The 16138-nt window shown below is 40.2% G+C and carries 15 protein-coding genes and 1 tRNA gene; 6 read left to right on the plus strand and 10 right to left on the minus strand.

The window, feature by feature from the left end:
• Positions 1 to 103 precede the first annotated feature (103 nt).
• From MSVAZ_RS01560 to MSVAZ_RS01575, 4 genes are all read right to left on the minus strand, one after another.
• Positions 104 to 544, minus strand: a complete 441-nt coding sequence (locus MSVAZ_RS01560; protein ID WP_048117194.1) for an archease — start codon at positions 542 to 544, stop codon at positions 104 to 106.
• Positions 545 to 772: 228 nt separating this feature from the next.
• The gene (locus MSVAZ_RS01565; protein WP_048117197.1) at positions 773 to 1384 is read right to left on the minus strand and encodes a CDP-alcohol phosphatidyltransferase family protein; all 612 of its coding nucleotides are present in this window, start codon (positions 1382 to 1384) and stop codon (positions 773 to 775) included.
• A 332-nt stretch (positions 1385 to 1716) separates the two neighbouring features.
• On the minus strand, positions 1717 to 2307 hold the full coding sequence (locus MSVAZ_RS01570; protein ID WP_332310032.1) for an aldolase: 591 nt from the start codon (positions 2305 to 2307) through the stop codon (positions 1717 to 1719).
• A 290-nt stretch (positions 2308 to 2597) separates the two neighbouring features.
• Positions 2598 to 3152 (minus strand): YkgJ family cysteine cluster protein, encoded by a 555-nt coding sequence (locus MSVAZ_RS01575; protein WP_048117203.1) that lies wholly within the window; start codon positions 3150 to 3152, stop codon positions 2598 to 2600.
• 332 nt (positions 3153 to 3484) lie between these two features.
• Between MSVAZ_RS01575 and MSVAZ_RS01580 the strand changes: the two genes are divergently transcribed.
• The 5 genes from MSVAZ_RS01580 to larC all read left to right on the plus strand — a co-directional run bounded on the left by MSVAZ_RS01580 (position 3485) and on the right by larC (position 9141).
• A tRNA-Thr gene (locus tag MSVAZ_RS01580) sits at positions 3485 to 3558 on the plus strand.
• Between the two features lie 804 nt (positions 3559 to 4362).
• Complete coding sequence (locus MSVAZ_RS01585; RefSeq protein ID WP_048117205.1) at positions 4363 to 5385, plus strand: alpha/beta hydrolase; 1023 nt, start codon at positions 4363 to 4365, stop codon at positions 5383 to 5385.
• A 107-nt stretch (positions 5386 to 5492) separates the two neighbouring features.
• Positions 5493 to 6695 carry an aldo/keto reductase gene (locus MSVAZ_RS01590; protein ID WP_048117208.1) on the plus strand — a complete coding sequence of 401 codons (1203 nt, stop codon included), beginning with the start codon at positions 5493 to 5495 and terminating at the stop codon, positions 6693 to 6695.
• A 347-nt stretch (positions 6696 to 7042) separates the two neighbouring features.
• Positions 7043 to 7882: a nickel pincer cofactor biosynthesis protein LarB gene (gene larB / locus MSVAZ_RS01595; protein ID WP_048117211.1), complete on the plus strand. Its 840-nt coding sequence runs from the start codon at positions 7043 to 7045 to the stop codon at positions 7880 to 7882.
• A gap of 68 nt (positions 7883 to 7950) precedes the next feature.
• The gene (gene larC / locus MSVAZ_RS01600) at positions 7951 to 9141 is read left to right on the plus strand and encodes a nickel pincer cofactor biosynthesis protein LarC (protein ID WP_048117213.1); all 1191 of its coding nucleotides are present in this window, start codon (positions 7951 to 7953) and stop codon (positions 9139 to 9141) included.
• Between the two features lie 270 nt (positions 9142 to 9411).
• Here the strand turns inward: larC and asd are convergent, their stop codons facing one another.
• From asd to MSVAZ_RS19915, 6 genes are all read right to left on the minus strand, one after another.
• Positions 9412 to 10440 (minus strand): aspartate-semialdehyde dehydrogenase, encoded by a 1029-nt coding sequence (asd, locus tag MSVAZ_RS01605; RefSeq protein ID WP_048117215.1) that lies wholly within the window; start codon positions 10438 to 10440, stop codon positions 9412 to 9414.
• 333 nt (positions 10441 to 10773) lie between these two features.
• Positions 10774 to 10956, minus strand: coding sequence for a 4Fe-4S binding protein (locus tag MSVAZ_RS01610; protein WP_048117218.1), 183 nt, complete (start codon positions 10954 to 10956; stop codon positions 10774 to 10776).
• A 236-nt stretch (positions 10957 to 11192) separates the two neighbouring features.
• Positions 11193 to 11501 (minus strand): hypothetical protein, encoded by a 309-nt coding sequence (locus tag MSVAZ_RS01615; RefSeq protein WP_048117220.1) that lies wholly within the window; start codon positions 11499 to 11501, stop codon positions 11193 to 11195.
• A 242-nt stretch (positions 11502 to 11743) separates the two neighbouring features.
• Positions 11744 to 12844 (minus strand): CobW family GTP-binding protein, encoded by a 1101-nt coding sequence (locus MSVAZ_RS01620; protein WP_048117222.1) that lies wholly within the window; start codon positions 12842 to 12844, stop codon positions 11744 to 11746.
• A 390-nt stretch (positions 12845 to 13234) separates the two neighbouring features.
• Entirely contained in the window at positions 13235 to 13450 is a 216-nt protein-coding gene (locus MSVAZ_RS01625) for a hypothetical protein (protein WP_048117226.1), read from the minus strand.
• 288 nt (positions 13451 to 13738) lie between these two features.
• Positions 13739 to 13948, minus strand: coding sequence for a hypothetical protein (locus MSVAZ_RS19915; protein ID WP_157205991.1), 210 nt, complete (start codon positions 13946 to 13948; stop codon positions 13739 to 13741).
• Positions 13949 to 14987: 1039 nt separating this feature from the next.
• On the opposite strand from MSVAZ_RS19915, the gene MSVAZ_RS01630 reads away from it, so the two are divergent.
• Entirely contained in the window at positions 14988 to 15983 is a 996-nt protein-coding gene (locus MSVAZ_RS01630) for a radical SAM protein (RefSeq protein WP_048117228.1), read from the plus strand.
• Positions 15984 to 16138 lie beyond the last annotated feature (155 nt).

Below are 16138 nucleotides of genomic sequence, written 5' to 3' on the forward strand. Positions count from 1 at the left end.
TAATTCCTATACATGAAGATATGCATGGTGCTAGTAGTTAGAGGAGAAACAGCCAGTATTCGGTGAACCAATTCCGGGAAATCGGAAGAAAACTTCTGCGCCTTTATATATCCACAACAACCTGAGCCTTCCAGCCGTCAGCAGTCTTCGTTATTTCTAACTGGTTATAGGTAACGGCCTTAATTTCAGTCTCAAAGGGGAGTTTTTCTAGATAGTACTTTTTGCCCAGTGCCTGAGCTGTTATTGAATATTCACCTTTTTCTTCCCTTATTTTCTCAACTCGAAACTCCCTAAAAACGATTTCATCAACTTCAAAGAGATATAGAAGTTCAGAAAGCCAGTCCACAAGCAGGGATTCCAGGTCAGGTGACTTGAGAAAAATTTCTCTTGCGGTGTCTCCCGAGATTTTTCCTGTATCAATTATGACATTAAACATAGCGAGAGCCGCATTTTCAAATACTTCTTCTCGAGTTTTTCCGTAAGCCTGGAACTTTATATCTGCAGTGTGATCCAGATACTCATACTGTTTTCCTTGAGATGACATAGCCAGGTAATTGTGTTTTTTGTTACATTAACTTATTTACCACATAAATCTGTTTTCAAGCCTAGAATTTCCCTTAACTTGGGTAACGAACCTAAACAACAAACCTAGACAACGAATCTGACAACGAATCTAGACAACAAATCTGGACAATAAATCTGGACAACGAATTGAGACAGAACTCTAATTGAAATAAAACTAAGTTGCAAAATTATTAAAAAAAGGATGTTGTTACTGCAGCTCTTTCCATATATAGTAGATTCTCTGGATTGCTGTTATGTGGCTGGTTACAGCAATCAGAATGACGGCCCAGCCAAGAATTGAAAAACCTGCAATTGGACCTGGAAATACAAAGTTGCCAAAGGCTGCAAGAATTATGACTACAAGTCGGTCAGCCCTGCCCATTATCCCTCCATAGTATCTTCCAAGGCTGAGCGCCTGGGCCTGGGTTCCAAGATAGCTGGTAAGGAGCACACCTACAATTGCCGTAACTCCTAACTGCCAGGAAACGTAACCTGCAAAAAAGATGCTACATATTATAAAAACATCCGAGTAACGGTCAATGACGTGATCCAGAAAGTCACCTCTTGGGGTTGCCCTATTTGATTTCCGTGCAATTATCCCGTCAAGGGCGTCAAAAATAGAGTTAAGTATTACCAGGATGCCTGCCAGCAGGATAAATTCCCTGGATGCAGGCGAATAATAAAAACTCAGTCCTGCAAAGAATGCACATATAAGGGAGGCTATGGAAACCGTGTTGGGTGATACCTCATATCTAATGAAATAGTCTGCCAGTGGGTCGATAACTTTTGAGGCAAAAGGTCTCAGGGTGTTAAACGTCATGGTACTCGAGATTTTTCTTTAGGTGATACTCGTAACAGAAAGCTGCTCCAGAAACAGGCGTCTCGTCTTACTCGGTATTCTGGGTTGGATTTGCTTATTTATTCATTTCTGTGTTTACCTGCTTTTTTATATTTATACTTAAGCTGTATGGTTATCCACTTACTCAATAGATAAGTTTACTCATTTTATTTCCTGTTTTTCAAGCTCTTACTTATAAATCGTGGATTAAACAAGCGAACGTTTATGTTTACTCATTTTCTCTTTCTGCTGTCACACTCTTAAGGATAGAAAAGAATCACACGAACAAGCATTTGCAAGCGAGCGTTTATAGTTTATTTATTTTTCTTTTCTGCTTTTGCACGCTCGTACAGGTACTTAACTTTGCAGGAATGCTCAAGCTGCGTGGTCACTATATAGGCGTCTCCAAGTGTTCTTCCGATTGCAAAAGTCCCATGACTGTAAACTATAGCGCCTCTATGCCTTGAGAGCGCATTTGCAAGATTTCCTGCAAGCTTGCGGCTGCCTATCCCTCCTCCTACGACCGGAATCTCCCCAAGGAAGTACTGCCCTTCACTATCTACAGGTGAAATTCTTCCTTCAGGGCCTGCGAGCAGGGACTCAACAACCGCATATGGAGCATGAGCGTGAATGATTGCAAGTGCTGAGGTCTGCCTGTAAATCTCCCTGTGCACGACAGCTTCAGAAGATGCAATTATATCCAGGGAAGAAGTGTCCCAAACGTCAACTTCAACAACGTTATTTTCTGTAATTTCATCAAGTGCGGCGCCTGTCCGGGTGATAAGCATCCTGTCGCCAGCTCTGAGGCTGATATTTCCAAAGTTGGATTCAACAAGCCCGTGTTCAACCAGCTTGCGCCCATATTTTGAGATTTCCTGCCACATCGTAAGCGGTATATTACACATTTGGTTAATAATACATATTGCTTAGAAGTTTGCGGTTATGTTTCTAAAAAAGACTCTAATAATTCTTCTTTTCTTCTTAAAGTCTAAAAAATCTGAAACTATAATCCATTTAATCTTTTTAATTTTATGAAACTTTACCTGTTTTGAGCGTATGCTTAATGGGCACACTAACCTCATCTCTATTCTTCAAAAGATCCTTTGGGTCCTTGTAGTCACCAATAACAAGAGCCTCTAAAATACTAAACCTGCTTTTCTTCTAAGAATATTACACAAAAAGGAAAAATTAATGATTATGTCCTTTCAAGAAATTCTATGAAAGAATCTAAATTCTGCTCTTTCATTTGAATACAAAAATCATTATTTTTGTCTATATTTTTATATTGTTCGTACATGGAAGTTAATTGATTATACATTGTTGAGTTTACTGATTTATACCATTGCGCATAATCGTAAATTATGTTAACAGACATCGGACACAATAACAACGTTAAGCCAAATCCTGCTTCCTCATCCTGAAATATTACAAAAGGGAATGTTCTACATGCTTCCGATCTGTTATCGTATATTCTACATTTCGAATTTATCAATAATGGACACTGCTCAACGGCATTTATTGCTTTATAACATCCTTCCAACTCTGATTTTACCGCATTCGATTTTAAAATATTCGCACTTTCTCTATCTGCATTTTTTAAAATTTTCTCATATTCTTTTCTATGAAAGTCAATAATATGATGTTTGCAGCAACTCGCATTACATGATTCAGGACAGATATAATGTTTAAGTATGCTTTGAGTTTTTGAGAGTAACCAGTCGTGTTTTTCAATACGTTGTCTTCGATCCATGGCCAAGCCTCGTAAACTTCCTTTTTCCACATCTCATAAAGTCTTTTTCTTTCCTGAGCTTCTTTGCTACTCTCAATAATGTCTCTACTTTCTCTCTGCTTCAAGAATATAAATCATAGGAGTCGGATCCTTCTATTAGTTACCCTGGATATAATGTCTTAAGCGAGATAGACACAGGACTCTCTGAGGTCTATGTACTATAACCTCTGGTACCCGGCAAAAAAGAGAATAGATCACAGGCAAATAAAGACGGCTGGCTTCCGGATAAAGAATCCGGCCATAAAGTTTATCTGTGAGTATTGTATTTAGGTAAGTCGCAGTATTTTACAATTGCCTCGTTGGCTCAGCCCGGTAGAGCGAGTGACTTGTAATCACTAGGTCGCGTGTTCAAATCACGCACGGGGCTTTTTACTAATTTTGAATCCAGCTCTTCGCTGTTTTGTATGGGTAACTTTTATTCATCTCCTAATAACCTATCCGAAAAGTGGTTACCTGCTATAACTTTTACGATATGCAATATGCAAAATCGACACGGGTGCCCGGGTATTTATACCTATTGTAACTTTTCGATGTGCATTACTGATTTTTCGGATAGGCTCTAAATGCTAAAGTAACATATCTAATATCTAAAAACACTTGTTATGGAAAATCATATTCAAGCTTCATGTTTCTCTTTTTGACCTGGCTACTTCCTAACTGAGCAATTATTATCAATCCGCACAAAACAGCGAAGAGCTTTTACTCCTATTCCAAAGAGTCAGTTTGGGTGGGAACAGGTACTTGTGACAATATGAGTGTTCAAAAACGTTTAAAGTCATTGAAAAATACGCCGATATCCTTATTCGTAAGGAGCTAATTTGGCATGAAAGTCTGGAATAAAACTGGCTCTCAATACTCCTTTTGGTTTTCTGCTCCTTATCAAATTTAAGTCTTCTATGGCAATTTACTGATTAGTTTAGCGATGGTTTGAAACATCAAAATTAGGACAACATTACTACCTAAGTTAATGACGAAATCGATAGTAAAAAAGGGTACGATGAAAAGTACTTTCATTTCTTTGTGCCTGTTATTCGAAGAATTTCATGTGTGTATTTTATGAGTGGCTAGTCAATCATAAAATACATATACTAAAAGCCATATCATAACTGACTGTTCAGTCAGTCAGTGGCGATATTATGTGATACAATTCTAATATTCAGGAGAATTAAAAATGTCGGGAAATATGGAATCTAAAAATGAATCAAGTATGAAAACTTTTGAACTCAGTGAAAAAGTAACTGTAGAAAAAGTATCCTATAAAACCCGATACGGAATTACCGTTGTAGCAGACATGTACTTGTCAAAAGATATGGATGAGTCAAAAAAATATCCGGCAATTGTCATAGGAACACCTTATGGAGGTGTAAAAGAGCAAGGTGCTGGTATTTACGCACAGAATCTGGCAGAACGAGGATTTGTTGCCATTGCGTTCGATGAATCTTTTAATGGCGAAAGCAGTGGTGAACCAAGACATGTCTCTTCCCCGGATATATTTGTTGAAGATTTTAGCGCGGGAGTAGATTTTTTGGGAACACGTCCTTTCGTGGACAGGAACAGGATTGGTGCTATCGGTATCTGTGGAAGTGGTGGATTTTCAATTACTGCAGCTCAAGTTGACCCACGTATCAAAGCAGTTGCTACTGCAAGTATGTATGATATAAGTAGCATGATAAGAGATGGATTTGGGAAAACAATGACTGATGAACAGCGTGCTCAAACTTTAGTTCAGTTGGGCGAGCAGCGATGGAAAGACTTTGAGAATGGCACTCCAGAAGTGCCGGTGGGTTTTCCAGGTGAACCAGCTGATTCAATTCCAGAAGGATTAGATCCAATTTCAAGTGAATTTTTTGAATACTACGGAATGGGGCGTGGACATCATCCTAATGCAGGAGCTGCATTCACTATTACAAGTAGCATGTCATTCATGAACTTCCCTTTGATGAACTATATTGATACCATTTCACCAAGACCAATTTTGTTCATCATCGGTGAAAATGCTCACTCAAGATATTTCAGTGAAGATGCCTATGAAAGAGCTGCCGAACCCAAAGAACTCTACATAGTTCCGGGAGCAAGACATATTGATCTGTACGACAGGACCGACATGATCCCATTTGACAAATTGGAATCATTCTTTGCAAAATATCTAGGTTACAAAAACGAACAGAGCAGTGTTCTACAAACCGAAATTTGAACAATTATCTGGAGATGACAGGCTGGATACTTTTTTTTCAGTCTCGCCTGTAAGTGATTAGTCAATCACAATGCAGCTAAACAATTCAAAAATTCAGGAGAATTAAAATGTTATACAGAAAAATGCCAAAGAACGGGGACGAGCTCTCGATACTTGGATTCGGATGCATGCGCCTCCCCGTAAAAGAAGACGGTAGTATAGATGAAGAAAGAGCCATCAAGCAGGTGCGCTATGCAATCAACCAGGGTGTAAACTATATTGATACTGCCTGGCCATATCACATGGGAGAGAGCGAGCCTTTCTTAGGTCGTGCCCTTGCCGATGGATACCGTGAAAAGGTGAAACTCGCAACAAAACTTCCTTCGTGGCTTATAGAGAGCCGAGAAGATATGGATAGATTCCTCAATGCTCAATTAGAGAAACTCAAAACCGACCACGTTGACTATTACCTTATCCACGCTCTCGTTGGTGACCTGTGGGACAATATTGAAAATCTTGGTGTAGCTGATTTCCTTGACAAAGCCAAAGCTGATGGCCGAATAATTAACGCAGGTTTCTCCTTCCACGGTTCGGGAGAAGACTTCAATCGAATAGTGGATGCCTATGACTGGGACTTTTGTCAGATCCAGTATAACTTCCTGGACGAAAAGAATCAGGCAGGTACCAGGGGTTTGGAATATGCAGCTTCAAAAGACCTTGGAGTAATCATTATGGAGCCCCTCCGTGGAGGAAACCTCACAAATCCAGTACCCTCTGCTGTAAAAGAGATCTGGGATGAGGCTCCGACGAAGAGGACCGCTGCAGAATGGGCTCTTCGCTGGGTATGGAATCACCCAGAAGTCACTGTTGTCCTCTCTGGAATGAATGAGGAAACACATATTGAAGAGAACCTTAAGGTGGCAGGCGAGGCTTACCCGAATTCCCTGACAGAAACTGAACTGCAGCTAATAAATAAAGTAGAACAGAAGTACCGCGAACTGATGAAAGTAGGCTGTACAGGCTGCAGATACTGTATGCCCTGTCCATCAGGGGTGAACATTCCACTCTGTTTCGAATTGTACAACAATCTCTACATGTCCAACAATGCAGACGATGTAAAGTTCTTCTATGCTGCACAGTTGAGTGGTGCCATATCCGTTGGAGAATCCGGATTTGCATCTCAGTGCGTACAATGTGGACAGTGCCTTGAAAAATGTCCCCAGCACATTGATATACCAACGATGCTTGAATCCGTTGTCGAAGAACTTGAAGGATCTGACCTGGAGGAGAGAGTTAACATGGCAAAGCAGTTGTTCAAGAAGCAAATTTAAAAGCGAGAACAATTCTAAGTGCCAAAAAAGCAAATGAAGATATCTTTTAATCTTTAAAAGCCAGACAAAACGATATCTTCATTTTCCGCTGTTCATCTTCATGTTTAGTTAATTATATTCATTCAACTTTGAAATTATGAATTTTTACCTCGAATTGCAAAGCAACAACCAGATAATTCTGAAAATCAAGCTTGTATGAGTATAGTGCTGGCTTGTATGAGTATAGTGCTAAACTCTATAAAGTCAAACTCTAAAAAGTCTCCAAACGAATAAATTGTTATCCAACAACTTGATATTTAAACTGTTTATTGCTAAAGCATTTAATTTTTTTAAGCAAAGGTTAATACATGGATCTGACTGACATACTTAAGGCTGTTAAAGAGGGAAAAATGGATCTTGAGAGTGCGGAGCAGCAGGCTCGGGGCCTGGGGTTCGTCTCTTATCTGGATATAGCAAAACTTGATTCTCACAGAAAAAGCAGAACAGGAGTAATCGAGGCTATTCTTGCCGATTGTAAAGATCCTGATGACGTGGTAGAAATTGCGAGGGTCATGGTTGCTGAGAGCAAAAGAGCCCTTATTACGAGGGTCTCGCCAGGGCATCTCGAAGCCTTAAAGCAGGCCTTTGGCCAGGATAAACTGGAGTGGAACAGCAGGGCTCGTACAGTTGTTATCCATGACGGCACGCCTGCCCCTAGAACCGGGGGAGTCGTAGGGTTCGTTTCAGCAGGCACGGCAGATATCCCGGCTGCGGAAGAAGCCAGGGTTGTAGCTTCAGAAATGGGTTGTGAGACGGTTGCGGTTTATGATGTGGGTGTTGCGGGAATCCACAGGCTTATCCCGGCGCTGGATAAACTGAAAGCCAGGATGCCAGGAGCAATCGTCGTTGCGGCTGGGAGGGAAGGAACGCTTCCCACAATAGTTTCAGGATTAGTTGACGTGCCTGTAATAGGGCTTCCGGTTTCGACAGGCTACGGAGCAGGTGGAGGAGGAAAGGCTGCCCTGCTGTCAATGCTCCAATCCTGTTCCACACTTGCAGTTGTAAATATTGATGCAGGCTTTGTTGCGGGAGCGTATGCGGCCAGAATCGCAAATATGATTGCGGCTGCTTATGCCCACGGCAAAGAGGATAGGGCCGGGCAGGCAAAAGAGGGTAACGGCAATAAAAAGGGGATAAAAAGGGAATAAAAAGGGAATAAAAAAAGAATAAAAGGAAAAGAAAAAGGAAAAGAAATCGAAATGCAGGAAAGAATTTTATGAAAGCACTTGTATTCAACCCTTTTTCAGGGGCAGCAGGAGATATGATCCTTGGGTGCACTCTCGATCTAGGAGCTAACCGAAAAATGGTTAAAGAGCTGATAGAAGCTTCTGTCAACGTATCCGTAGATATAAGAGAAGTTATGAAAAAGGGAATAAAGGCCCTGGATGTCCGGATTAACGTACCTGAAAAAGAACCAGTCCGTACATATCCAGAAATTCTGGACGTGGTAAAGGCCGCAAAACTGCCCTCCGGTGTGGAAGCAAGTGCCCTTGATATCTTTTCGAAGTTGGCCGAGGCCGAAGCTTCAGTTCATGGGCAGACTGATCTTGAGAAGCTTCATTTCCATGAGGTTGGGCAGAGTGATGCGCTTGCTGATATAATCGGCTCTTCGGCAGCTATCTATTCCCTTAACTGCGATTCCGTTTACTGCACTCCTATAAATGTAGGCAGTGGGACAATAGAATGCGCACATGGAGTTCTTCCTGTGCCAGCGCCTGCAACCCTTGAGCTTCTCAAGAAAGGAAAATTTTATTTCAGGGGAGGGGCTGAGCAAAAGGAACTTCTTACTCCTACAGGGGCTGCTATTCTTGCTCATTTCGCAAGACCTCTGGAAGCTTTTCCTCAGGGCAGAGTAATTTCAATAGGTTATGGAGCCGGGGATTCCGAGCTTGCCGGGCCCAATGTACTGCAGGGAATGTTATGTGAACTTGATTCCTGCCTGATTACGGATATAATTGAGGTACTCGAAACGAACGCTGATGATGTGAGCGGAGAAGTACTGGGGAACCTGTTTGAGGAGTTACTTGCTATGGGGGCAAGGGATGTTGCAATTCTCCCGGCAACGATGAAAAAAGGCCGTCCTGCTCATGTTATTAAAGTCATCGCAAAACCTGAAGACACTGAAAAACTCGCCCGGAAAATCATTATCGAAACAGGGTCTCTGGGTGTGAGAGTTATCCCTACCCGGCACAGGTTGATGGCTGCCAGACGAATAGAACCGGTTAAGTTTGAGGTCGAAGGGCAGATATATGAATCTGCTGTCAAGATTGCCAGGGACTCTGAGGGAATACTGCTCAATATTTCTGCCGAGTTTGAGGATTGCAAAAAAATCGCAAAAGCGAGTGGCATCCCTGTAAAAGAGGTTATGAGAAAGGCAGAGGAAGCTGCAAGAAAGCTTTTCTCATGAAATCCTTAAAAGGTCTGAAATCAGTAAAAAAATAAAGAACGAAACAGATTTAAAATGAGTAGCGAAGCTGAAAAGTAAAGTTGAAAAGTAAATCTGAAAAGTAAAGTTGAATCGTAAAGTTGAAAAGTAAGTCTGAAAAGTAAAGTTGAATCGTAAAGTTGAAACGTAAAGTTGAAAAGTAAGTCTGAAAAGTAAAGCTGGAAAGCAAAAGCCTTCTTAAGCTGTGAGGCTTTCACTTTTCATTCTATTTTGCTTGTAAGCCATCCAGATTTAAAGTTTGCCCATTGAATGCAGGAGTTCCGCATTCAGCACACTTGCCCCGGCTGCTCCACGGATGGTGTTATGTCCCATTGCGATGTAGCGGATTCCTTCTCTTATACGGCCCACTGAAACGCTCATGCCTTTTCCCATGTTGCGGTCAAGGCGCGGCTGAGGCCTGTCAATTTCATCTCTTACAATTAAAGGTTTTGCAGGTTCGGAAGGAAGTTCTTTCAGCCTTGGGTCAAATTTCAGAAAAGCTTCCCTTACTTCTTCAGGCGTTGGTTTATCCCTCATTCCGGCCCAGATGGCTTCTGTATGCCCATCTATTACAGGAACCCTGTTGCAGGAAGCACTTACTTTCATATCTGCAGGCACGACTTCAGAGCCGTTGAACTCTCCGAGGAGCTTTAAAGTTTCAGTTTCCATCTTCTTTTCTTCATTTCCTATGTACGGAATGATATTGTCGTAAATTGCCATTGCGGCAACTCCGGAAAAACCTGCGCCTGAGATCGCCTGCATTGTGGCTACCTGTATGGTTTCAAGTCCAAACTGCATAAGAGGCTTTAAGGTGACAGTCATGACAATAGTGGAACAATTGGGGTTTGTAATGATATATCCGTCCCATCCTCTTGCATCCTGCTGGACTTCGAGAAGCCCGAGATGTTCTGGATTTACCTCCGGAATCACAAGAGGTATATCCTTTTCCATCCTGTAGGATGAGGCATTGCTTGCCACTGCAAATCCGGCCTTTGCAAATTCGGGTTCCACTGTCAGGGCAAGGTCTGCAGGAAGGGCCGAGAACACCACTTCCGCATCTACGGCTTTTGGATCTACCGGAACAACTTTGATATCTTCAACGCTTTCCGGCATAGCTGTATCTAACCTCCAGCCTGCGGCTTCTTTATATGTTTTGCCGGCGCTTCTCTCGGATGCTGCGAGGGCTGTAATCTCAAACCAGGGGTGGTTTGCAAGTGCTTCTACAAATCTCTGCCCAACAGCGCCTGTGGCGCCTAAAATACCCGCTTTAATTGCTACCATTTAAGCTACCTCCGGAAAGATAAGAGTCATTGACAAAACTGATTGATAAAACTGATTGATAAAACTGACTGATAAAACTGACTGATAAAACTGATTGATAAAACTGATTGATAAAACTGATTGATAAAACTGATTGATAAAACTGACTGATAAAACTGATTGATAAAACTGATTGATAAAACCGATTGATAAAAACAACTAATAAAAACGATTTATAAAACCGACTAATAAAACCGATTGATAAAAACAACTGATAAAAACGATTAATAAAACCGATTGATAAAAAGGAAAAAGAAAATTGGAATAAATAGATTATTCCAACTAGTTACCTTTTTACTCTTCTACTTTAATTGCCTGGTTCGGGCATGCCTCTTCACATGCACCGCATTCTACGCATTCGTCATTGTCGACTACTGCGATTCCCTTTTCTTCATCAAGAGTGATTGCATCATTGGGGCATTCATCTACACAGGTTCCACATCCGGAACATTCATCTGCATTAACTGTTGCTGGCATATTTATTCACACTCCTTTTTGCTTACTCGATATATACGGAAATTAAATGGGACGTTTTTGAAACTTCCATAAGATATCGAAAAGTTTGGTCATAACGCCATTGACAAGACAAACATAAAAACTTATCGCTTTTTAGCAAAAGGAAGCTTTCTAAAATCAGGATGGAGTTAACCACCAGGCAACTAAAAAATCTTATTGAAAGTTATAAAATAAAGGGAAAATTAAAAAAAATTTATTTAACACACCGAATCGTGCATGGAAATTCCAGAAGCGGTCAGACGATACATTCCATCTTCGAGTTTCAGAAAGCCTTCCTTTAGCAGAAAATCCATATGGAACTTAAAGAAGAAGTCATTTAATCCGGATTCATCCTTTAGCTGTTTTTCAGTCTTTCCAAAGATTCCAACAATCCGGAGGAGCTTTCTTCTTTCAGGGCTTACGGAAATCTTTTCCATCATCATGTGTTCCAGTTTGACAGCTTCTCCTTCAGTAGGCTCACTTTTGTTTTCAAAATAAGCATCAAGTTCATCAATTTCCTCGCTCATGTTAAGACTCCATTATTTTTTTGTAATTATAAAACCTCAACTCTTTTTTATACAGTTCCGAAAAGGATAAGTGTGATTGCAAACCTCTTAATTAAGTTGCAGGTTTCTACCATACCTTTAAGTTTAGTTGTAAGTTCAGCTTTAATTTAACTTTGAGTCAAGCCTAAGTCCAGCTTTAATTTAACTTTGAGTCAAGCCTAAGTTCAGCATTAAATTATCTTTAAGTTGAGCCTGACATATTTTTAATCGTCTTTCCTGTATATATTAACCTTGCATATTTGCTCATTTTCATGTTCACCATGACTCTCAGCGTGAGCATCAGTACCATGCTCATGGACCTCTTTTTCAAAGACAAAACCTGATTTCTTGAGATTTCCTTCAATAGTACTTTCAATTATCTCTATGAGTTTATATTTTGAGACCTTTGTAATTGCGGAAAGCAGCCTGAGTTCGATGTTCTCATTTTCCAGAGCAGGAAGAAGCTCTACCTGAGGCACTTCTTTAGATGAGGTTACACTGCCCTTAACCGCAGATTTCGGAAGTTTCATGGAAAGCTTTACATGCCCTATAAACTCAGGATTAAGTTCCCGAACTCTATCCTGAATGGTCTGAAGGTTTTCTTCTATGAAACGTACACTTTCTTCAGGGCTGAACTCCCGTGGTTCAAGGGTATAGAGAGCTGAGTAAGCTGAAACCTCAGAGAGTTCAATGGAGTTTTTCTTTTCCTGGGAAGGCTTTTTAAATCCCGGTACAGCGAGGTGAATAAGTAGTTTTTCGAATTGTTCATCTTCATGTTTTGCGGAAAATTTCAGAATATGGGCTTCCGGGTTCATCTCGTAGAGCATTTTCTCAGCAGCCAGGACAGTTTCTATAGGCGTTACGTCAATCTTGTTTATGCAGAGAACTTCAGCATCTTTTATCTGCGTCTCTATAAACCTCGGGATCTGTTTTGCCTCGGTCCCGAACCGACCAGGATCTATAAGGGTTACTATCGGGGCAAAGGAGAGCTCAGAGAGTCCCATTGTTTCGATTTCTTCTCGTATCTGACCAGGGAAGGCGATTCCTGTCGGTTCGATAATAACAACGTCAGGCATAAACTCTTCTTCAAGAGTCTGAAGAGTATACTGCATGCTTATCCTGAGTGTACAGCAAATACAGCCACTTGTAAGTTCCTCGGTTACAATGCCAGGCCTTGTAAGAATATCCCCATCAAGCCCTATTTCCCCTATTTCATTTACAATAATCGCAGTCTTCTTTCCTGCGTTACTGAGCTGCCTGCTGATTTTCAGTATAGTGGTTGTTTTCCCGCTTCCGAGAAAACCTCCTATGATCATGACTTTCATGTCTCTCTCCTTTTTTCAATAATAAAATTGTTTTTTAGACGGTCGAGTGGTATAATCTATTTTAAGATATATATAAAATTGGCAGTGCCGCCAGAATCAGCAGAATTGCAGCTCAACCCTTTTAAAAAACTGCTTGGCTGCGAGCCATTTATCAAAAATTTGAACGAAAACCTCGAACAACGACATGGTCGAAAAGTGCTAATAAGAAAGCAAATAAGACCTTTAAACCAAAAAAGAAGAAATCCTTTTATTACCGGGAGAAATTATCGGACAGCTTGTAAAGACTCAGGGGTTTTACGCTTCGTCCTATAATTTCTTGTATCTTATTTTGTCAACGTTTTCTGCCGACTAACCGGGCAATTTGCATGATTCTAAATAGACGTGTTGAATTTATTTTTTAGATCGCTTTTTTAAAAAACCAAATATACTAAACGATGTCCTATAGTAAATCCTGTTATACACTGCTTTTTTTGGATTCTTTATAAGTCCCGTTCCCTTTTTTCCATAAAATGGTACTACAGCCTTTTTTACTTTACGTTTTAATTTGCCTGTAGTCCTTGCTTTAATAGACTTTTTCAAAGATGGTTTTCTGAAACCAAATTTCATAAACTTCCACACCATTGATTTTATTTTAAAAATAAAAATATAACATTAGTATATAACTGGTTTACTTCTTCTTAATCAGAATAAACGCTGTCAATAGAATACACAAAGTTTGAATACTCCCAGTCCAGACAAAAACGGTGTTTCACGCTTTACATAGACTTCTCTCATCTGTGATCCTTGAGCATGTGCCATTCAGCTTTGTTTCCATTTATGGCATTAGCATTGGGAACCAATGATATCATTTGGTATTTCCAGGTAATAGTGAATAGACATGTTATAAATGGTTTTTTATATTTCCCTCTTAATCATAACTCTTAACCGTCGACAGATACGGTTATTCGTAAAACTCCATTTTAAATCATAGTTCTTTTTAATATGAAACTTGGAATAACTTTTTATTTTTCCCACAGCCCATATTATCCTGATAAGCTTCCTGGCTGATGCACATGTTGCGGTATTGCAGTGCTTTCCTTCACTTATTGTTGAAATACGTTCCAATCACAGGTTGACACTTTGCCTGCACAAAAGCTCTTCCCAAAACCCATCTTAGCAGTTCTGATCCACTGTTGTCAGGTCCTGAAATCACTTCCTTTTTTAATTCTCTTGAAGCTGATTTTACACATTTCTTGAACTTCTGAACTTTCAGCATACGTTTGTTTTATGAAAATGCAGCTATAAAAGTAAAGTTACATGTCACTCTTTATACGAGTTATCAATATGGCCTTAATATTTGAAAAAAAAGATTGCGTTCTCATCAAGGAACCTGGAAGTTCTGAACGGCTCTAAGAGATTTTTATATGGGAAGAGATACTGAGGTACTGGACTCACGGGTTGCGAGCTTTGGTTAATTCTCTTTCCGTTTGATCCCCTTAATTATGGAGTAGATACTAATGAATTGGGTGTTAAAGGGATGAGAACGCAATTCATACTATGCGCTTACCATATATAATATTTTTAGCACAGAATGTTATGTAGTTATCTTGATATTAGCATATCATTATAATTTCAATCCATTATTCTAAGCTTATATGATTGTTATAACCAGGACTATATGCAGTTGAACTGAAAAATCAACAATATCAAATCGTTAACTATATAAAACGTGACTTTAATTCGCAACCTTTAACGTAATTGATTTTGTTTTTCAGGTGCGTGAGTCCTGGTTTGAGGGGATAAATTTAGGGCAACGGTCAGAGGCAAGCTACTCTCAGCAAAGGTTAGGGCAGCAAGACCCAAAAAATATTTCTTCTGGTATTGAATTGGCTGAAAACAATTTAACAGGTTGTCTCAAACTTGACCCATTTCTATAACTGGATAATTGGAATTGTTACCTTTAAATTCAGATCGAAAATTATTCTGAAATAACAGAATAATTTATATATTTCTTTAATGATGAGAGAAAATAAAGAAGCTGCAGAACTAAATTTATTTTTGGAATTACTTGTGATTAATCCCTTTTAATCATTTTGTGATCACTTAGTAGTCGCTTGATAGTTGCCCTTGTATTCACTTTGTAATCACTCTCAGGAGAATTTGCATGCAAAGCAAGCTAATTACGCCGGAAATTAAAGCTTTCCTTATTTCTATAGGTTCGGTTTCCGTAGACCCCTCACTTATCCCACGGGCCCGAGGTTCGACTGCGGGTCCGGGGGCAGGTACGAGTTCAGTTTTTTTCAGGTCGGGAAATAAACGGGTAAGGCTCAGCATAAATAAAGACTCTCCGCTTTCGATTTTGAAAGTTGAAGGTGAAGGAGATGTTGGAGTCTTCTATCAAGGAAAAGAGCTCGTAAGGGGAAAACTTGAACCTGCACCTGCGCACTGCCCTGATCAGGCATTTATAACCCTTTGTGAAAGGTGCGTATTTGACTGCAAATATTGTCCTGTACCCAAGTTACAGGGGCACGTTAAGAGTGACGAAGAAGTCCTGAATATAATCGATGAGGTTTTACGAGCAGGAAATCTGAAAGCTATTTCCCTTACTTCGGGAGTTGAAACCTCAATAGAAGGAGAGGTTGAACGTGTGCTTAAATTGCTTCCTGCTCTCAAGAAATACAATGTCCCCATTGGAGTTTCGGTGTACCCTACTGAAGGATGTTCCAGAAAATTCTATGAAGCCGGAGCTTCTGAAGTCAAGTACAATGTTGAAACTATGGACCAGGAGATCTTCAAAAAAGTCTGTGGAGACCTTTCCCTTGATTACATTCTGGATAGACTCCGGGAAGCTGTTGACGTTTTCGGGAAAAACCGGGTTTTCAGTAATTTTATAATAGGGCTTGGGGAAAGTGACGATTCTGTAAGAGATGGAATCGAGACCCTTGCACAAATGGGAGTGATTCCTGTCCTGCGGCCGGTAAACCCGCATCCTCTAAGGGCCGGAGATTGCTTTACAGAACGTCCGTCCCCTGAACGCCTTTTAACGCTTGCAAAACTTGAAGCCGAAATACTCAAGAAATACGGGCTCGATCCAGGGCTTGCAAAGACAATGTGCCTGAAATGTACAGGTTGTGACCTCGTTCCCTTCGTTGATTTTTAATTTCCACTTTTTTCTCTTCGTTGATTTTTAATTTCTACTTTTTTCTTTTTTCTTTTGAAAATTTGGCTTTTCTCAAAGAGCCCGTCGTAAACGGAACTTATGACTTGAGTAGTAAAACCAGGTACAATATATGTTTCTGTTAAACCTGCATTTTA

This window comes from Methanosarcina vacuolata Z-761, assembly GCF_000969905.1.
GTDB lineage: Archaea > Halobacteriota > Methanosarcinia > Methanosarcinales > Methanosarcinaceae > Methanosarcina > Methanosarcina vacuolata.

Coding starts and splice junctions, on each gene's coding strand:
- larB (WP_048117211.1), top strand. CDS start 7,043: ATGGATCTGACTGACATACTTAAGGCTGTTAAAGAGGGAAAAATGGAT.
- MSVAZ_RS01570 (WP_332310032.1), bottom strand. CDS start 2,307: ATGTGTAATATACCGCTTACGATGTGGCAGGAAATCTCAAAATATGGG.
- asd (WP_048117215.1), bottom strand. CDS start 10,440: ATGGTAGCAATTAAAGCGGGTATTTTAGGCGCCACAGGCGCTGTTGGG.
- larC (WP_048117213.1), top strand. CDS start 7,951: ATGAAAGCACTTGTATTCAACCCTTTTTCAGGGGCAGCAGGAGATATG.
- MSVAZ_RS01560 (WP_048117194.1), bottom strand. CDS start 544: ATGTCATCTCAAGGAAAACAGTATGAGTATCTGGATCACACTGCAGAT.
- MSVAZ_RS01620 (WP_048117222.1), bottom strand. CDS start 12,844: ATGAAAGTCATGATCATAGGAGGTTTTCTCGGAAGCGGGAAAACAACC.
- MSVAZ_RS01610 (WP_048117218.1), bottom strand. CDS start 10,956: ATGCCAGCAACAGTTAATGCAGATGAATGTTCCGGATGTGGAACCTGT.
- MSVAZ_RS01585 (WP_048117205.1), top strand. CDS start 4,363: ATGTCGGGAAATATGGAATCTAAAAATGAATCAAGTATGAAAACTTTT.
- MSVAZ_RS01615 (WP_048117220.1), bottom strand. CDS start 11,501: ATGAGCGAGGAAATTGATGAACTTGATGCTTATTTTGAAAACAAAAGT.
- MSVAZ_RS01590 (WP_048117208.1), top strand. CDS start 5,493: ATGTTATACAGAAAAATGCCAAAGAACGGGGACGAGCTCTCGATACTT.
- MSVAZ_RS01575 (WP_048117203.1), bottom strand. CDS start 3,152: ATGGATCGAAGACAACGTATTGAAAAACACGACTGGTTACTCTCAAAA.
- MSVAZ_RS01625 (WP_048117226.1), bottom strand. CDS start 13,450: ATGAAATTTGGTTTCAGAAAACCATCTTTGAAAAAGTCTATTAAAGCA.
- MSVAZ_RS01630 (WP_048117228.1), top strand. CDS start 14,988: ATGCAAAGCAAGCTAATTACGCCGGAAATTAAAGCTTTCCTTATTTCT.
- MSVAZ_RS01565 (WP_048117197.1), bottom strand. CDS start 1,384: ATGACGTTTAACACCCTGAGACCTTTTGCCTCAAAAGTTATCGACCCA.